Source organism: Rhodococcus baikonurensis, from assembly GCF_040489275.1.
In the GTDB taxonomy this organism is placed as follows: domain Bacteria; phylum Actinomycetota; class Actinomycetes; order Mycobacteriales; family Mycobacteriaceae; genus Rhodococcus_F; species Rhodococcus_F baikonurensis.
This window is the reverse complement of record NZ_JBEUOQ010000010.1, coordinates 1-14558: the sequence shown is the minus strand read 5'-3', so window position 1 is coordinate 14558 and position 14558 is coordinate 1. Positions and strand designations below refer to the sequence as shown.

15 protein-coding genes and 1 tRNA gene are annotated in these 14558 nt (G+C 64.3%); 15 read left to right on the top strand and 1 reads right to left on the bottom strand.

Annotation, left to right across the window (positions count from 1 at the left end):
- Positions 1–109 precede the first annotated feature (109 nt).
- The 7 genes from ssd to ABWI03_RS21840 all read left to right on the top strand — a co-directional run bounded on the left by ssd (position 110) and on the right by ABWI03_RS21840 (position 4723).
- Positions 110–1204 carry a septum site-determining protein Ssd gene (gene ssd, locus ABWI03_RS21870; RefSeq protein ID WP_298776218.1) on the top strand — a complete coding sequence of 365 codons (1095 nt, stop codon included), beginning with the start codon at positions 110–112 and terminating at the stop codon, positions 1202–1204.
- Positions 1201–2382 carry a TadA family conjugal transfer-associated ATPase gene (locus ABWI03_RS21865; RefSeq protein WP_200312936.1) on the top strand — a complete coding sequence of 394 codons (1182 nt, stop codon included), beginning with the start codon at positions 1201–1203 and terminating at the stop codon, positions 2380–2382. Before ssd ends, ABWI03_RS21865 begins: the two co-directional genes overlap by 4 nt.
- Positions 2379–3167 carry a type II secretion system F family protein gene (locus ABWI03_RS21860; RefSeq protein WP_200312937.1) on the top strand — a complete coding sequence of 263 codons (789 nt, stop codon included), beginning with the start codon at positions 2379–2381 and terminating at the stop codon, positions 3165–3167. Before ABWI03_RS21865 ends, ABWI03_RS21860 begins: the two co-directional genes overlap by 4 nt.
- The gene (locus ABWI03_RS21855) at positions 3164–3748 is read left to right on the top strand and encodes a type II secretion system F family protein (protein WP_200312938.1); all 585 of its coding nucleotides are present in this window, start codon (positions 3164–3166) and stop codon (positions 3746–3748) included. Before ABWI03_RS21860 ends, ABWI03_RS21855 begins: the two co-directional genes overlap by 4 nt.
- Positions 3749–3813: 65 nt before the next feature.
- Positions 3814–4017 (top strand): DUF4244 domain-containing protein, encoded by a 204-nt coding sequence (locus ABWI03_RS21850; RefSeq protein WP_200312939.1) that lies wholly within the window; start codon positions 3814–3816, stop codon positions 4015–4017.
- Positions 4017–4376, top strand: coding sequence for a TadE family type IV pilus minor pilin (locus ABWI03_RS21845; RefSeq protein ID WP_296556407.1), 360 nt, complete (start codon positions 4017–4019; stop codon positions 4374–4376). The genes ABWI03_RS21850 and ABWI03_RS21845 overlap by 1 nt, the downstream gene beginning before the upstream one ends.
- Positions 4373–4723 carry an Rv3654c family TadE-like protein gene (locus ABWI03_RS21840; RefSeq protein WP_200312940.1) on the top strand — a complete coding sequence of 117 codons (351 nt, stop codon included), beginning with the start codon at positions 4373–4375 and terminating at the stop codon, positions 4721–4723. Before ABWI03_RS21845 ends, ABWI03_RS21840 begins: the two co-directional genes overlap by 4 nt.
- A 7-nt stretch (positions 4724–4730) precedes the next feature.
- Here the strand turns inward: ABWI03_RS21840 and ABWI03_RS21835 are convergent, their stop codons facing one another.
- A complete protein-coding gene (locus ABWI03_RS21835) occupies positions 4731–7019 on the bottom strand; it encodes a DEAD/DEAH box helicase (protein ID WP_095973512.1) in 2289 nt (762 codons plus the stop codon).
- Between the two features lie 456 nt (positions 7020–7475).
- Between ABWI03_RS21835 and cspE the strand changes: the two genes are divergently transcribed.
- The 8 genes from cspE to ABWI03_RS21795 all read left to right on the top strand — a co-directional run bounded on the left by cspE (position 7476) and on the right by ABWI03_RS21795 (position 14446).
- Positions 7476–7679 carry a transcription antiterminator/RNA stability regulator CspE gene (cspE, locus tag ABWI03_RS21830; RefSeq protein ID WP_003946117.1) on the top strand — a complete coding sequence of 68 codons (204 nt, stop codon included), beginning with the start codon at positions 7476–7478 and terminating at the stop codon, positions 7677–7679.
- 195 nt (positions 7680–7874) lie between these two features.
- A complete protein-coding gene (locus ABWI03_RS21825; protein WP_003946106.1) occupies positions 7875–8459 on the top strand; it encodes a hypothetical protein in 585 nt (194 codons plus the stop codon).
- A 192-nt stretch (positions 8460–8651) separates the two neighbouring features.
- Entirely contained in the window at positions 8652–11588 is a 2937-nt protein-coding gene (topA, locus tag ABWI03_RS21820) for a type I DNA topoisomerase (protein ID WP_298776214.1), read from the top strand.
- A gap of 33 nt (positions 11589–11621) precedes the next feature.
- Complete coding sequence (locus ABWI03_RS21815) at positions 11622–12851, top strand: DNA polymerase III subunit delta' (protein WP_095973514.1); 1230 nt, start codon at positions 11622–11624, stop codon at positions 12849–12851.
- A 30-nt stretch (positions 12852–12881) separates the two neighbouring features.
- A tRNA-Thr gene (locus tag ABWI03_RS21810) sits at positions 12882–12954 on the top strand.
- Between the two features lie 119 nt (positions 12955–13073).
- Positions 13074–13643 carry an RDD family protein gene (locus ABWI03_RS21805; RefSeq protein WP_298776211.1) on the top strand — a complete coding sequence of 190 codons (570 nt, stop codon included), beginning with the start codon at positions 13074–13076 and terminating at the stop codon, positions 13641–13643.
- Positions 13644–13673: 30 nt separating this feature from the next.
- On the top strand, positions 13674–14096 hold the full coding sequence (locus ABWI03_RS21800) for a DUF2752 domain-containing protein (RefSeq protein ID WP_124566771.1): 423 nt from the start codon (positions 13674–13676) through the stop codon (positions 14094–14096).
- 152 nt (positions 14097–14248) lie between these two features.
- Positions 14249–14446 carry a hypothetical protein gene (locus tag ABWI03_RS21795; protein ID WP_003946112.1) on the top strand — a complete coding sequence of 66 codons (198 nt, stop codon included), beginning with the start codon at positions 14249–14251 and terminating at the stop codon, positions 14444–14446.
- Positions 14447–14558 lie beyond the last annotated feature (112 nt).

Below are 14558 nucleotides of genomic sequence, written 5' to 3'. Positions count from 1 at the left end.
GCGGGGGTCGTTCTCTGTCTCAGGCCTGTTTCTCCACACCTTCGTAGTTGTCCACAGGCTCTCTCGACCCACTGTTTTCGGTACTCGCGCTCGTTCAGGCTCTGCAGTCATGAACACGACGATCAACTCTCCGGAAACCGGAGCTCACATTCTGGTTCTCGTCGAGGACGCGAAGGTCCTCGCGAGCGTGCGACGGGTCGCTGCGGCGGTGGACCGCCGTCTCGACGAGGCCGAGCATCCCGTGTCCCGACAACAGTGGAACCGGGCCTCGGCGGTCGTATTGGACGCGTCGGCTGCGCGGGATGCTGTGGCTCGTTCCCCCAAACGGACGCGAGTGTTCCTCGTCTGCGACGGCACACCGACCGTCGACGACTGGAAGAGCGCCACCGCGATCGGAGCCGACAGCGTTCTGTCCTTGCCGGAAGAAGAGAACGCGCTGGTCGCAGTTCTGGCCGACCACGTCGAGGTGAGTGGTGACGGCAACGTCGTGAGCGTGGTGGGTGGCTGTGGTGGCGGAGGAGCCTCGGTAACAGCCGCGGCTGTCGCGTTGACGTCGGCGGCACGTCACGTCCCGACGCTACTGGTGGACGTCGACGCGCTCGGCTCGGGCGCCGACGTGCTGTTGGGTGTCGAGACGACCCCCGGATTGCGTTGGGGTGCACTGACCGTCGAGGGCGGGCGGCTGGCCCCGGATGCGCTGCGCGATGCACTGCCGGCAAAGGGGAAGTTCCTGAGGGTTCTGGCGAGCAGTCGCCGCGAGATCGACGGTCCGTCGGTGACCGCCGTTCGCGCTGTGCTGGACGCAGGCCGCAGTTCAGGCGGACTGGTGGTGTGCGACGTGCCACGTCATCCCAGCGAGGTAGGTCAGGCCGTGTTGGAGATGTCGGATTCGGTCCTCGTGGTGGTTCCGGCCACCGTGGCTGCGTGCGTCGCTGCCGAGAAGGTCGGAGCCTGGGTGGTCCGACACAACTCCAACGTCGGGCTCGTCGTGCGTGGGCCGGCGCCGGGAGGCTTACGCGGTGCCGATGTGGCAGACATGCTCGGGCTGCCCCTGACGGCCGTGATGCGCGGCCACCGCTCGCTGGCACCGATGCTCGAGCGTGGTGGCCTCGAATTGACCCGTGGTTGTCCGCTGAGTGCGGTGGCAACAGCGGTACTCGACGCCGTCGAATCCGGCGCACGCCCGCGCAGGGCTGCAGCATGAGTGCGTTGGTCACGACGGAACTGCTCGACCGAGTTCGCGAGCGGCTGACGGCGTCGTCGGTCGCCGAGCCGACGGCGGCCACCGTTGCCGACGCCGTGCGAGCCGAGTCCTCCGGCGTTCTGGCGGACACGGATCTGTTGGAGGTCGTCAGGGTGCTCCAGACGGAACTGACAGGCGCAGGGCCGCTCGAACCACTGCTGCACGAACCCGGTGTCGCCGACGTACTGGTGACAGCGCCGGATCAGGTCTGGGTGGACCGCGGGGTCGGCCTCGAAAGGTCGGGGGTCCGGTTCACCGACGAGGCAGCTGTGCGTCGACTGGCGCAGCGGTTGGCACTGTCGGCAGGCCGACGCCTCGACGACGCTCAACCGTGGGTCGACGGCCGCCTGCGGGGCGTCGGCGACGGGCACTTCGGGGTACGACTTCATGCCGTGCTCGCACCGGTGGCCCAGGGCGGAACCTGCGTGTCACTGAGAGTGCTGCGGCCCGCAACCCAGGGTCTCGACGCGCTGTGTGCTCACGGCGCCGTGGAACCGGACGCCCGCGAACTCCTCGATGACATCATCTCTTCTCGCTTGGCCTTCCTGGTGATCGGCGGGACCGGCGCGGGAAAGACCACGTTGTTGTCCGCCATGCTCGGCGCGGTCGACCCTCGCGAGCGAATCGTCTGTGTCGAGGACGCGGCCGAACTAGCGCCGCCGCACCCGCACGTCGTCCGCCTCGTCGCCAGAGCTCCCAACGTCGAGGGTGTCGGAGAGGTGACGGTGCGCGATCTGGTTCGGCAGGCGCTACGGATGCGTCCCGATCGCATCGTCGTCGGTGAGGTCCGCGGTGCAGAGGTGACGGATCTGCTCACGGCGATGAACACCGGCCACGACGGCGGCGCCGGCACCGTTCACGCCAATTCGCCCGAAGAGGTGCCGGCCAGACTCGAGGCGTTGGCTGCGCTCGGCGGTATGGATCGCCACGCGTTGCACAGTCAACTTGCCGCGGCGGTTCAAGTGATCCTGCACGTGCATCGGTTGGCCGACGGATCGAGGCGTCTCGAACAGATCGGCGTCATCGACCGCGGTGCGGACGGATACGTACAAATCATGCAGGCATGGCCGGACGGCGGTTCGGGTCGTGAGCGGCTCGAGCGGATGTTCCGGCTTCGCAATCGAGAGGTCGGGACGTGACAGTTTCCCTCTTGGCCTTCGCGTTGGCGGTCTCGATTGCGCCGGTGCGGGATTCACGTGCTCGGCTCGCTACGTACGCCCCGAGCGTCCGCAAGCCCTCCCGGCAGATTCCGTGGCAGTTCGTCGCCGCATTTCTCGCGATTTCGGCAACGTGGGTTCTCGGAGGTCTTCCGGCAGGGTTCGCGGCGGTCGTCCTCGGCGGAACTCTGATCTTTCGCGGGCGACGCGCGAAGGCGGCCGAAAACCGGGGACTCTCACAGAAGATGCTGCTCTCCGGTCTGGAGGTGCTGATCGCCGAGCTGAGCGTCGGTGCGCATCCTGCAGCGGCCAGTTCTGTTGCAGGCGAGGAATGTACCGGCGAAGTGAGCGCGGTTTTCCGGTCCGCTGGGGCCAGGGCACGTCTCGGGGGTTCTGCCGCAGCGGCCTTCGCGGTACCGGATTCGTGCATCGAGAGAGAGTTCTTCCGCATCGGATCCGTCTGGCGGGTCGCAGACCAACACGGTCTGGCTCTGGCTGAACTACTCGGAGCCGTCCGGACGGACATGTTGGGACGTAGACGCTTTCGTCAGCGCACCGAGGCCGGGTTGGCGGGCGCTCGGGCGACCGCTGCGGTGCTGGCTTTTCTACCGCTACTGGGGGTCGGCCTCGGACAGTTGATGGGTGCGTCGCCGTTGCGTGTGCTACTCGGAGGTGGGCTCGGCGGTGTGCTACTCGTGATCGGAACTGCCTGTGTCTCAGCTGGTCTGCTCTGGACCGATCGGATCACCGCGAAGGTGGCGTCGTGACCTGGATGTCGGTGGCGGTGATGGCGTTGTCGCTCGCGATCATTCCCACTCGGCGCGGCGCTTCGACCAGAGCAGCGGGGATTCTGGTCGCAGACACAACAACAGAAGTTTCGGGTTCGGTGCCTGGCAAGCCGGATCCACTCGCAGTTGCCGCAAGTCTCGACCTACTCGGGGCCTGCCTGCGAGCGGGGCTTCCAGTCTCCGCCGCGATCACAGCGATGGCGTCGACCGCGCCGAAACCGATGGCCGACTCGCTTCGCCGCGTCGCCGACCTCCTCGCGCTCGGTGCAGATCCCGACACCGCGTGGAGCGAAGCCGCTCTCGATCCCGATACCGAGGCGCTCGCCAGAATGGCTCGGCGTTCCGCCCGTTCGGGTTCGTCGCTGTCCGCGTCCACGGCCGAACTTGCCGAGCGTAGTCGAGGTGACGCCGAGGATCTGGCTGCTGCCGCGGCCGAACGCGCGGGAGTGTTGATCAGCGGTCCGCTCGGACTGTGTTTCCTGCCGGCCTTCATCGCCTTGGGCATTGTTCCGGTGGTGATCGGGCTTGCCACGACTGTGCTCGGTAACGGCCTGCTGTGAGCCGGATCCGTGTGAAAGCTCCTGCGGCAGAGGTGCTGCCGCAGGTTTCGATTGAAGGGGGAGAAATGATTTCGAAGACGCTCAGGACGGTGTCGGCTAGATTTGCGCTGTTGATAACGGAGGACGACGGCATGTCCACCGCCGAGTACGCGATCGGCACGATTGCGGCCGCGGCGTTCGGAGCCGTCCTGTACACCGTTGTCACCGGCGACTCCATTGTCTCGGCACTGACAGGCATCATCGACAAGGCTCTCAAGACAGCTGTGTGATGTTGTCCACGAGAGGTATTCGGCAAGCCGACGACGGCGCCGTGACGGTGGAGGCCGCGATTGCTCTGGCTTCCATCGTCACGGTGGTCGTGCTGTGTATCGGTGGTGTCCTCGCGGTGTCGATGCAGGTTCGGTGTGTCGACGCCGCTCGTGAGGCCGCGCGGTTGGTGGCACGTGGTGATCGTGAGTCTGCGGTTGCCACGGCCCGTCGGATCGCACCCGAAGATGCGTCGATCTCGGTGGAGATCGTGGACGGCTTTGCCGTTGCCGTTGTCAGCGCCGAGAGTACGTTGCTGCCGTTGGTCGACATTTCTTCCGAGGCGGTGGCAGCTGTGGAGTCAGGGGTGGAAGAGGGGTGAACCTACGTGAGGACGAAGGTGTTGCCACGGTTCTGGCGTGCTGCGTTCTGGCAGCGATCGTGATGGTGACTGGTGGGATGTTGCATGTCGGGTCCGCGGTGGTGGCCCGGCACACGGCGCAATCGGCCGCTGATCTGTCGGCTCTCGGCGGTGCGGGTGCCTTGGACGGCGGTGACGAGGCGGCGTGTGAGATGTCCGCGGCGATCGCGGAGCGTATGCGTACGGTGCTCGCGGAGTGTGAGGTGCAGGGGTGGGATGTAGTGGTCGAGATACGCGCACCGGTGTTGTTGTCGGGCTTCGGGATCAGTGATGCGCAGGCTTACGCCCGTGCGGGTCCGGTCAGCTGATCGCGTCTCAGCTGATCGTATCGATGACGGCGGTCAGAACCTTGACCGCGCCGTCCTTGTCCAGCGGATCGTTTCCGTTGCCGCACTTGGGTGAATAGACGCAGGACGGGCATCCGTGAGCGCACTCGCAGGACAGTATGGCGTCGCGCGTCGCGGTGAGCCATCGTGACAGTTCGCTGTGCCCCCGGTCGGCGAACCCGGCGCCGCCGGCATGACCGTCGTAGACGAAGACCGTCGGGAGTCCGGTGTCCGCGTGCATCGCCGTCGATACTCCGCCGATGTCTCCGCGGTCGCAGATCGCCACCAGCGGCAGCAGACCGATCGCGGCATGTTCGGCGGCATGTAATGATCCGGGGAACCGCTCGGGCGGCACCCCGATGGATTCGAGCAGTTCCGGTGTGACCGTGTACATCACTGCCCTGGTGGGCAAAGTGTGTGCGGGCATGTCGAGTTCGATCGAGTCGAGGACTTCACCCGAAGTCAACCGTCGTAGGTACCCGACGACTTGATGTGTCACCTCGACCTGGACGAGAGCGACGGCGATGTCTCCGTAGTTCTTGTGCTCGAGTTGTTCGGTGATCGTGATTTCGGTGGTCTCGCGAGCCGAGGTGGTCCAGTCCGGATTCTCGGTGTGTACCAATGCGAGTCCGACGTCGAGGTCCAGTTCGTCGACGACGTAGGTCTCGCCTTGATGGATGTGCACGGCGCCGGGATGGACTGTTGCCGGTGCGCGGCCCGCGTCGACAGTGCCCAGCATCCGGCCGGATTCACCGTCGACAATGGCCACCTGAGTTCCGATACCGCCGCGAATGTCCAGAGAGCCGTGGGGGTTCGAATCGGCGGTGACGAACCATCCGTGCTTTCGGCGCCGGATCTTGCCTTCCTCCGACAGTCTGGTGAGAACCTCGAGAGCGCCGAATGCGTCCACCTCGGCATCGGAGAGTGGGAGTTCCATTGCAGCACAGAGCAATTGCGGGCCCAGGACGTACGGATTTCCGGGATCTGTCACCGTCGCCTCGACGGGTTTGTCGAGTACCGCCGACGGATGGTGAACGAGGTAGGTGTCGAGTGGATCGTCGCGTGCGATCAACACGACGAGTGAACCCTCGCCGCGTCGCCCCGAGCGACCGGCTTGCTGCCAGAACGAGGCGACGGTGCCCGGGAAGCCCGCCACGACAACGGCGTCGAGGCCCGCGATGTCGACGCCGAGCTCCAGTGCGTTGGTGGTGGCTGCGCCCAGCAGTGTGCCGTCGGCGAGTGCAGCTTCCAGTTCGCGACGGTCCTCGGCCAGATATCCGGCGCGATACGACGCGACTCGCTCGGCGAGGTCCGGGTCCACCTCGGCGAGTAGACGTTTGGTGGCCATCGCGGTCAGTTCGGCGCCGCGGCGGGAGCGGACGAAGGTGAGAGTACGGGCGCCTTCGATCATGAGGTCCGCCATGATCCGGGCTGCTTCCGCGCCCGCGGGACGTCGTACCGGGCTACCGTTTTCGCCGGTCAATGCCTCGAGTAGTGGCGGCTCCCACAGTGCGACGGTGCGTGGGCCGTGCGGCGATCCGTCTTCCGTGACCTCGGTGCAGTGTGCGCCTATGAGCCGCGAGGCCGCCGCGCCGGGATCTGCTGTGGTCGCGCTGGCCAGGATGAAGGTAGGTTCGGCGCCGTAACGGGCTGCAATTCTGCGTAGTCGCCGGATCACGAGCGCGACGTTGGACCCGAAGACTCCCCTGTAGGAGTGGCATTCGTCGATGATCACGTATTTCAGGTTGCGGAAGAAGTGCGCCCATCGCTGATGGGTGCGGAGCAGCGAAATGTGGATCATGTCGGGGTTGGTGAAGAGCCAGCGTGAGTTCTCGCGTGCCCAGGTGCGGAGTTCCTGCGAGGTGTCGCCGTCGTACGCACTGGCGTTCGTGCTGCGAAGTTCGACGTCGAAGTCGGTGAGGGACAGCACTGCTCGCAGTTGATCCGAGCCCAGCGCTTTGGTGGGAGAGAGGTACAGGGCAGTTGCGAGCGGATCGGTCGCCATGGCCGTCAGCACCGGGAGTTGGTATGCCAGTGACTTCCCCGACGCCGTTCCGGTGGCCACGACCACGTGTTTTCCCTCGTACGCGAGGTCGGCGGCCTCACTCTGGTGGATCCACGGGGACCGCACGCTGTGCTCGGCGAGCGCGCGGACGACGCTGGGGTGCACCCAATCCGGCCATTCGGTGAACTCGGCTACGCGAGCAGGTAACTGCGCGGTGAACATCAGTGGTTTTTCGCTTCCACTGACCCCGGCGACGACGCGATCGAGCAGCATCTGCCCGTAGGTCTCGCCAGGCTTCCCTCCCGGGGCGGGGATCGGGGAAGGTGCGTTCACGTGACTCTCCGGGCTCGGCGTTGGGGTGTGGCGGCAATCGGAAACTGTCGCTACCTGCAGTTTTGATGATACGCAACGGCCGATGGTCTTGGTGGAACCGGGTGGTCGGCGCGCAAGCGGGAAACCACGATCGTGGGCTGTTTTTCTCGTAGCGAACTTTTAACGTTTTTAGTTCCCTTTTCGACTGTTGTGCACGCGGAGAACATGGTTGACTGACAATCGGTCGCAGCTTCTGTGTTCGTAGGCTTGAGAAAGTGCACGCTCGCAGGATCGTTGTTGCGGGCGCGGTGCTCTGCCTTTCCTGAGGGGGAAATAAAGACGTACAGCGGTCGGAACCGGCCCGGTGGACTGTAAGGGCTGTTCACCGAATCCGGTGTTAGAAAGAGAAGGAAAAGCATGGCACAGGGCACTGTGAAGTGGTTCAACGCTGAAAAGGGCTTCGGCTTCATCGCTCCCGAAGACGGTTCCGCAGACGTCTTCGTTCACTACTCCGAAATTCAGGGCAACGGCTTCCGTACCCTCGAGGAGAACCAGCGTGTGGAGTTCGAGGTCGGCCAGGGTACCAAGGGTCCCCAGGCTACCGGCGTTCGCGCGGTCTGATTTTTCCGCTCACTCGCTGAGCGATTAGTTCGGACAGTATTTGTCCCCCATCGCACCCGTGCGGTGGGGGACAAATCTTTTCGGGCTGATTCAGTACTTTCTCTGTCCGATGTAATACACGCAGCGGTTCGACCATGGCCGGTCGTCGGCCGGTCGTCTATGCCGTCACTGCCTTCGTGGCTTACGTTTCACTCTGTGAGCCAACTGTCCTTTTTCTCTGCCGAGTCGATTCCACCTGCCGTGACGGACCTCGCCGGAATGCTGGCCGGACCAGGTCAGGTCGTGACCTCGGAGGACCGCGCCCGGATCTCGATCGTCGTGGATCGGGACTGGAGGGCGCAGGCCGTTGCGGAGTTGATCGCGCAGTGCGGACTCGGGGCCGAGGTGACGCGCAGCGAAGAAGGCAGCCCACTCGTCCGAACTCAGTCGACCCCCGCGCTCCTTCCGCTGTCCGTGCAGTGGACCAAGGGAGCAGTGAAGGCGGTGCCGGTCGGTTGGGTACCGAACTCCCGCCAACTCCGGGTGTGGGCCGTCGCGGCCGGCCGGCTCGAAGAAGGGGGCGAGCGATTCGTGTTCGGCCTCGACCCCCATGCCAAGGAGACGCACGCACCGCTCGCTCAGGCCTTGATGCGAGTGGGTATCGCGCCGACCCAACTGGGTAACCGGACACCGGGCCCGGGGCTCCGTGTGTCGGGAAAGAAGAGACTGACAAAGCTCGTCGAATACCTCGGTGAGGCGCCGAAACACGTCGACACTTCGGTGGCCTGGCCACACGTCTGACGGTGCTCATGCCGCGTGTCCGACGGTGATCATGCCGCGTGTCCGACGGAGCCCATACTGTACTGATCTGCACGAATGTCTTGCGGGTATGTCACTCTGTAAAGAGAGACACGGGGTATAACTTGCTCCACACGTCTAGTTCTGAAGATCTGCCGACGGCAGTGAACGTCCAAAGGAAGGCTCGGGCAGCAGGTGGCTAAAGCGGACAACGGCAGCGGTCAGGGAGCGTCCGGTAACCCTCGTCGCCTCGTGATCGTCGAGTCACCGACCAAGGCGCGCAAAATCGCTCCCTACCTCGGTAAGGACTACGTCGTAGAGGCATCGGTCGGTCACATTCGCGACCTGCCGCGCGGCGCAGCGGATGTTCCGGCCAAGTACAAGGGCGAGTCGTGGGCCCGTCTCGGCGTCAACGTCGATCACGACTTCGAGCCGCTCTATGTCGTGAGCCCGGAAAAGAAGGGCAAGGTCGCCGAACTCAAGTCTCTGTTGAAGGACGCCGACGAGCTCTTCCTCGCAACTGACCCCGACCGCGAGGGCGAGGCAATCGCCTGGCATCTCCTCGAGACTCTCAAGCCCAAGATTCCGGTTCGTCGAATGGTCTTCCACGAGATCACCGAGCCGGCAATCCGTGCCGCTGCCGAAGACACCCGCGAACTCGACACCGACCTCGTCGACGCTCAGGAAACCCGCCGGATCCTGGACCGTCTCTACGGTTACGAGGTCAGCCCGGTTCTCTGGAAGAAGGTCATGCCGAAGCTCTCGGCCGGCCGCGTCCAGTCGGTGGCCACTCGCGTCATCGTCCAGCGTGAACGCGAGCGCATGGCGTTCAAGTCGGCGTCGTACTGGGACATTTCCGCGACGCTCGACGCCGGTGCAGAGGCCAGCCCGCGTAGTTTCGGTGCTCGCCTGGTCTCCGTCGACGGTTCGCGTGTCGCCTCCGGCCGTGATTTCGGAGCTGACGGAAAGCTCAAGGGCAGCGCGGTCACCGTGCTCGACGAGGCGTACGCCCGTCGTCTCGCGGAAGCGTTGCAGGGCGTCGACCTCACGGTTTCCTCCGCCGAGGACAAGCCGTACACCCGCAAGCCGTACCCGCCGTTCATGACGTCGACGCTCCAGCAGGAAGCCGGCCGCAAGCTTCGTTTCACGTCCGAGCGCGCCATGCGCATCGCACAGCGTCTGTACGAAAACGGCTACATCACCTACATGCGTACCGACTCGACGACGCTGTCGGAGTCGGCGATCGCAGCCGCTCGTGCGCAGGCCACCGAGTTGTACGGTCCGGAATACGTGCATCCGACGCCGCGTCAGTACACCCGCAAGGTCAAGAACGCGCAGGAAGCGCACGAGGCGATCCGCCCCGCCGGCGACGTGTTCCAGACCCCGGGTCAGCTGCACTCCAAGCTCGATTCCGACGAGTTCAAGCTGTACGAACTGATCTGGCAGCGGACCGTCGCTTCGCAGATGGCCGACGCCCGCGGTACGACGCTGACGCTCCGCATCTCCGGCACGGCAGGTACCGGCGAGGACTGCACGTTCTCCGCTTCGGGTCGCACCATCGTGTTCGCCGGCTTCCTCAAGGCTTACGTCGAAAGTGTCGACGAAGAGGCCGGCGGTCAGTCCGACGACGCCGAATCCAGGCTTCCGGTACTGGTCAAGGGCCAGGAAGTCACGGCCACCAAGCTTGATCCGGACGGGCACAGCACCAACCCGCCCGCCCGCTACACAGAAGCCAGCCTGATCAAGACGCTCGAAGAACTCGGCATCGGCCGTCCTTCGACGTACTCGTCGATCATCAAGACCATCCTCGATCGCGGATACGTCTACAAACGTGGCAGTGCGCTGGTTCCGTCCTGGGTGGCGTTTGCCGTCATCGGACTGCTCGAGGTGCACTTCGGCCGGCTGGTCGACTTCGACTTCACCGCCGGAATGGAAGACGACCTCGACGCGATCGCCGGCGGCCGTGAGCAGCGTGGCAACTGGCTGAGCAGCTTCTACTTCGGTGGCGAGACAGGCGCTGAAGGTTCGGTTGCCCGCGAGGGCGGGCTGAAGAAGATGGTCGGCGTCAACCTCGAGGAGATCGACGCTCGCGAGGTCAACTCCATCCGTCTCTTCGACGACGCCGAGGGCCGCGAGGTTCACGTGCGTGTCGGCCGCTTCGGCCCCTACCTCGAGCGCATTGTTCAGAATCCGGACGATCCCGAAGGCGATCTGATCTCGCAGCGGGCAAATCTTCCCGACGACCTGCCGCCGGACGAGCTCACTCCCGAGTACGCCGAGAAGTTGTTCTCGACGCCTCAAGAGGGTCGCAAGCTGGGCGTCGACCCCCTGACGGGCCACGAGATCGTCGCGAAGGAAGGCCGCTTCGGCCCCTACGTGACCGAAATCCTGCCCGAACCGCCGGCCGAGCCGGAACCGGACATCGTTCCCGTCTCCGCTCCCGAGCCGGAGGAAATCAGTTCGGGCAGCACCAAGACTGCGGTGAAGAAGGCCGCGGCCAAGAAGGCGCCGGCGAAGAAGGCTGCCAAGAAGGTCGCGGGTCCCAAGCCGCGGACCGGATCGCTGCTCAAGTCCATGGACTTGGCGACGATCACCTTGGAAGATGCGCTCCGTTTGCTCTCGCTTCCTCGCGTCGTCGGTGTCGACCCCGAATCGAAGGAAGAGATCACGGCGCAGAACGGCCGATACGGTCCGTACCTGAAGAAGGGCACGGACTCGCGCTCGCTCGCCAACGAAGAGCAGATGTTCACCGTCACGCTCGACGAGGCACTCAAGATCTACGCCGAGCCGAAGCGTCGTGGGCGTCAGGCGTCGGCAACGCCTCCGTTGCGTGAGCTGGGTGTAGATCCGGTCAGCGAAAAGCCGATGGTGATCAAGGACGGCCGTTTCGGTCCCTACGTCACCGACGGCGAGACCAACGCCAGCCTCCGTAAGGACGACGACGTCGAATCCATTTCCGATGCTCGTGCGTCGGAGTTGCTGGCTGATCGTCGTGCGCGCGGCCCGGTCAAGAAGAAGGCAGCGGCCAAGAAGGCCCCGGCAAAGAAGGCAGCTGCGAAGAAGACTGCAGCCAAGAAGGCGCCGGCAAAGAAGGCAGCAGCCAAGAAGGCTCCGGCGAAGAAGGACTCGTAAGGCTTCGTCGGTGCCGACGGTTAGGGTTTTTGCATGAGTACTGAAGTGGCCGAACGAGGTGTGTTCGGTCGGCTGGTGGGTCAGCACGACGTCGAGCAGAGCCTGCGCGATGCCGCACTGTCGGCTCGTGGCGATTCCAGCGGCTCGGAGATGACTCACGCGTGGCTCTTCACCGGGCCACCCGGCTCAGGTCGTTCGGTGGCCGCTCTCTGCTTCGCCGCGGCCCTGCAGTGCACCTCCGACGGTGCACCAGGGTGCGGCGAGTGCCATGCGTGTACGACCACGATGGGCGGCACCCACGGTGACGTACGACGGATCATCCCCGACGGACTGAGCATCAGCGTCAAAGGCATGCGCGAGATAGTCAACATCGCTTCGCGGCGGCCGACGACAGGGCGATGGCAGGTCATCGTGGTCGAGGATGCCGATCGTTTGACCGAAGGCGCGGCCAACGCCCTCCTGAAGGTTGTCGAGGAGCCGCCGGACCGCACGGTCATCCTGCTCTGCGCGCCCACGACCGATCCCGAAGACATGTCTGTCACCTTGCGCTCGCGGTGCCGGCACATGCCGTTGGTGACGCCGTCCGTCGAATCGATCGCTCAGGTATTGATCGACCGCGACGGGCTGGATCCCGAGCGGGCGAGAATCGCCGCATCGATCAGCGGTGGACATGTCGGGCGGGCTCGGCGTCTCGCCACTGACGAGAGCGCACGGGACGAGCGTCAGCGTTCGCTGCGGCTAGCTGCCGACGCCATCGGGGCGTCGACGGCGTACAAGGCCGCAGAGAATTTGGTGAAGTCGATCGAGGCCGACACCAAGGCGTTCTACGCCGAGCTCAAGGAACAGGAACTCGAAGAACTCAAGGTCGCCTTGGGCGGCGGTGGTACCGGCAAGGGAACGGCAGGGACTCTGCGCGGATCTGCAGGTCTGATCAAGGACCTCGAAGCGCGTCAGAAATCGCGCGACACCCGGGCCCGCCGTGATCTTCTCGACCGGACGCTGATCGATCTGGCCGGCATGTACAGGGATGCACTTTCGTACTCACTGGGTTCGACGTCGACGGCGACCCATCCCGACATGGCCCGTCAGGCCGCCGAGCTCGCTGCCCGAACGTCCCCGGAGGGGTTGCTCAAGTGCATCGAAGCGGTGCTCGAATGCCGCGAAGCTGTCGACTTCAACGTCAAGTTGCAGTGGGCGCTCGATGCGATGGTTGCCTCCATCGGAGCCGCTTTCCGACCCCCGTTTTCGCGATCCGGGGGTTGACCAGATAGACTCGCCACCGCCGAAAGGCACGCTGCCTTAGCTCAGTCGGTAGAGCATTTCACTCGTAATGAAAAGGTCGAGAGTTCGATTCTCTCAGGCAGCTCGGCCAAGAGCCCCACACCCGGAAATCCGGATGTGGGGCTCTTGTCGTTAGTTCTCATTCTTGCGTATGTGCGGTTTATCCTGAGGTCGGCGAACACGTGCCTGAACAGGGAGACCTCGATGTCGGATCAGAACTGGGGACCGGGCCAACCATCGCAGAATCAGCCGCCGTACGGACAGATGCCGCCGATGCCGCCGCAGGGTTATCAGCCGCCGACGCCCGCCTATCCGTACGCAACCTGGATCTCTCGCGTGCTCGCGTCAATCCTCGACGGCTTTGTCGTTCCGCTCCCGGGTGTCATCCTCGCGATCATCGGGGCGGTGATCGCGTTCTCCGGATCCGAAGTGACCACATACGACGACGGCAGCGTGAGCGCGGAAGGCGGCAATCCGGTCGGCGTGATCGTCATGGTCGTCGGAATACTGGCGATCTTCTTGATCGAGGTGTGGAATCTCGTCTTCAGGCAAGGGAACACCGGACAGACGCTCGGCAAGAAGTGGCTGGGAATTTCGGTGATTCGGGAGTCCGACGGTGTACCTCTCGGCCCGGTGATGGCGCTGCTTCGTTGGATCATGATGGCGATCCTGGGTGGCGCCTGCTTCCTCAACTACCTCTGGCCGCTCTGGGACTCGAAGCGCCAGTGCTGGCACGACATGGTGGTCCGGTCGGTAGTCGTTCGCGCGCGCTAGTCGCTGCCGGGGTCTCTTACAGTGGGTGTCATGGAGTTGGAAGCGGTCGCACGTCGACGACGCGCGTTGGCCGCACCCGTCGGAGTTGCTGCAGTGGCGGTGACGGCCGCCGCGGTACTCCACTTCCGTGATCCCCACAGCGCGGGTAGTTACGGCGTTTGTCCGATGTACGCGTTGACGGGATTGTGGTGCCCGGCGTGTGGTGGCCTTCGTGCGGTCAACGACCTGACTAATCTGGATCTTGGCGCCGCAGTGTCCAGCAATGTCTTGATCGTGCCGTTTATCGCGGTCTTGGTGATCGCGTGGATCGGTTGGACAGTGCGCCGTTGGAAAGGCACGCGGGATCGCATGATCGTGCTTCGGCCGACTGTGACGATCGTGGTGCTCGGAGTTCTCGTTGCATTTACGGTTGTTCGAAACACCCCGTGGGGGAGCTGGCTCGCGCCGGCGTGACGGTAAGAGGTCGACATGGCACTGCAGGTTTTTTCGCTCATCGTTCTGCTCGGCGCGCTGATCATCCTGATTCCGACGGCACGACGTGTCTTCGGCAAGAAGGACGACGAGTAGGTCTCGACAACTGGGCACGAGCGGCACATGCTGACGGTATGGCTGATTCGTTGAAAGCCCGCGTCAAGGAAAAGCTGCTGAGGCAACTCGCCGAGGACGGTCGGCACCCGATCCAGGAAGCTGAGGGTGACGATCCCCGGTTGGTGTCGATCAACGACGACCTCGAAGCGTTGGAACAGGCCGAGGAAGGCGATCCGATCGTCGAAGAACTGGCCGAGAGGTACTGGGTTCCGTGAAGTTTACCGACCGCAGTGCTCTGACCTGGCGATTTGGTGTTGTGTTGATCTTCGCGTAACTTTGTCCAGGTCAGAGCGACACGGACACCGACTCCCACCTGCGAGGGTGAGT

Excerpts from the sequence above, each read along its gene's own strand:
- ABWI03_RS21850 (WP_200312939.1), top strand. The coding sequence starts at position 3,814 with ATGATTTCGAAGACGCTCAGGACGGTGTCGGCTAGATTTGCGCTGTTG.
- ABWI03_RS21835 (WP_095973512.1), bottom strand. The coding sequence starts at position 7,019 with ATGCTGCTCGATCGCGTCGTCGCCGGGGTCAGTGGAAGCGAAAAACCA.
- ABWI03_RS21795 (WP_003946112.1), top strand. The coding sequence starts at position 14,249 with ATGGCTGATTCGTTGAAAGCCCGCGTCAAGGAAAAGCTGCTGAGGCAA.
- ABWI03_RS21805 (WP_298776211.1), top strand. The coding sequence starts at position 13,074 with ATGTCGGATCAGAACTGGGGACCGGGCCAACCATCGCAGAATCAGCCG.
- ABWI03_RS21815 (WP_095973514.1), top strand. The coding sequence starts at position 11,622 with ATGAGTACTGAAGTGGCCGAACGAGGTGTGTTCGGTCGGCTGGTGGGT.
- ssd (WP_298776218.1), top strand. The coding sequence starts at position 110 with ATGAACACGACGATCAACTCTCCGGAAACCGGAGCTCACATTCTGGTT.
- cspE (WP_003946117.1), top strand. The coding sequence starts at position 7,476 with ATGGCACAGGGCACTGTGAAGTGGTTCAACGCTGAAAAGGGCTTCGGC.
- ABWI03_RS21845 (WP_296556407.1), top strand. The coding sequence starts at position 4,017 with ATGTTGTCCACGAGAGGTATTCGGCAAGCCGACGACGGCGCCGTGACG.
- ABWI03_RS21865 (WP_200312936.1), top strand. The coding sequence starts at position 1,201 with ATGAGTGCGTTGGTCACGACGGAACTGCTCGACCGAGTTCGCGAGCGG.
- ABWI03_RS21800 (WP_124566771.1), top strand. The coding sequence starts at position 13,674 with ATGGAGTTGGAAGCGGTCGCACGTCGACGACGCGCGTTGGCCGCACCC.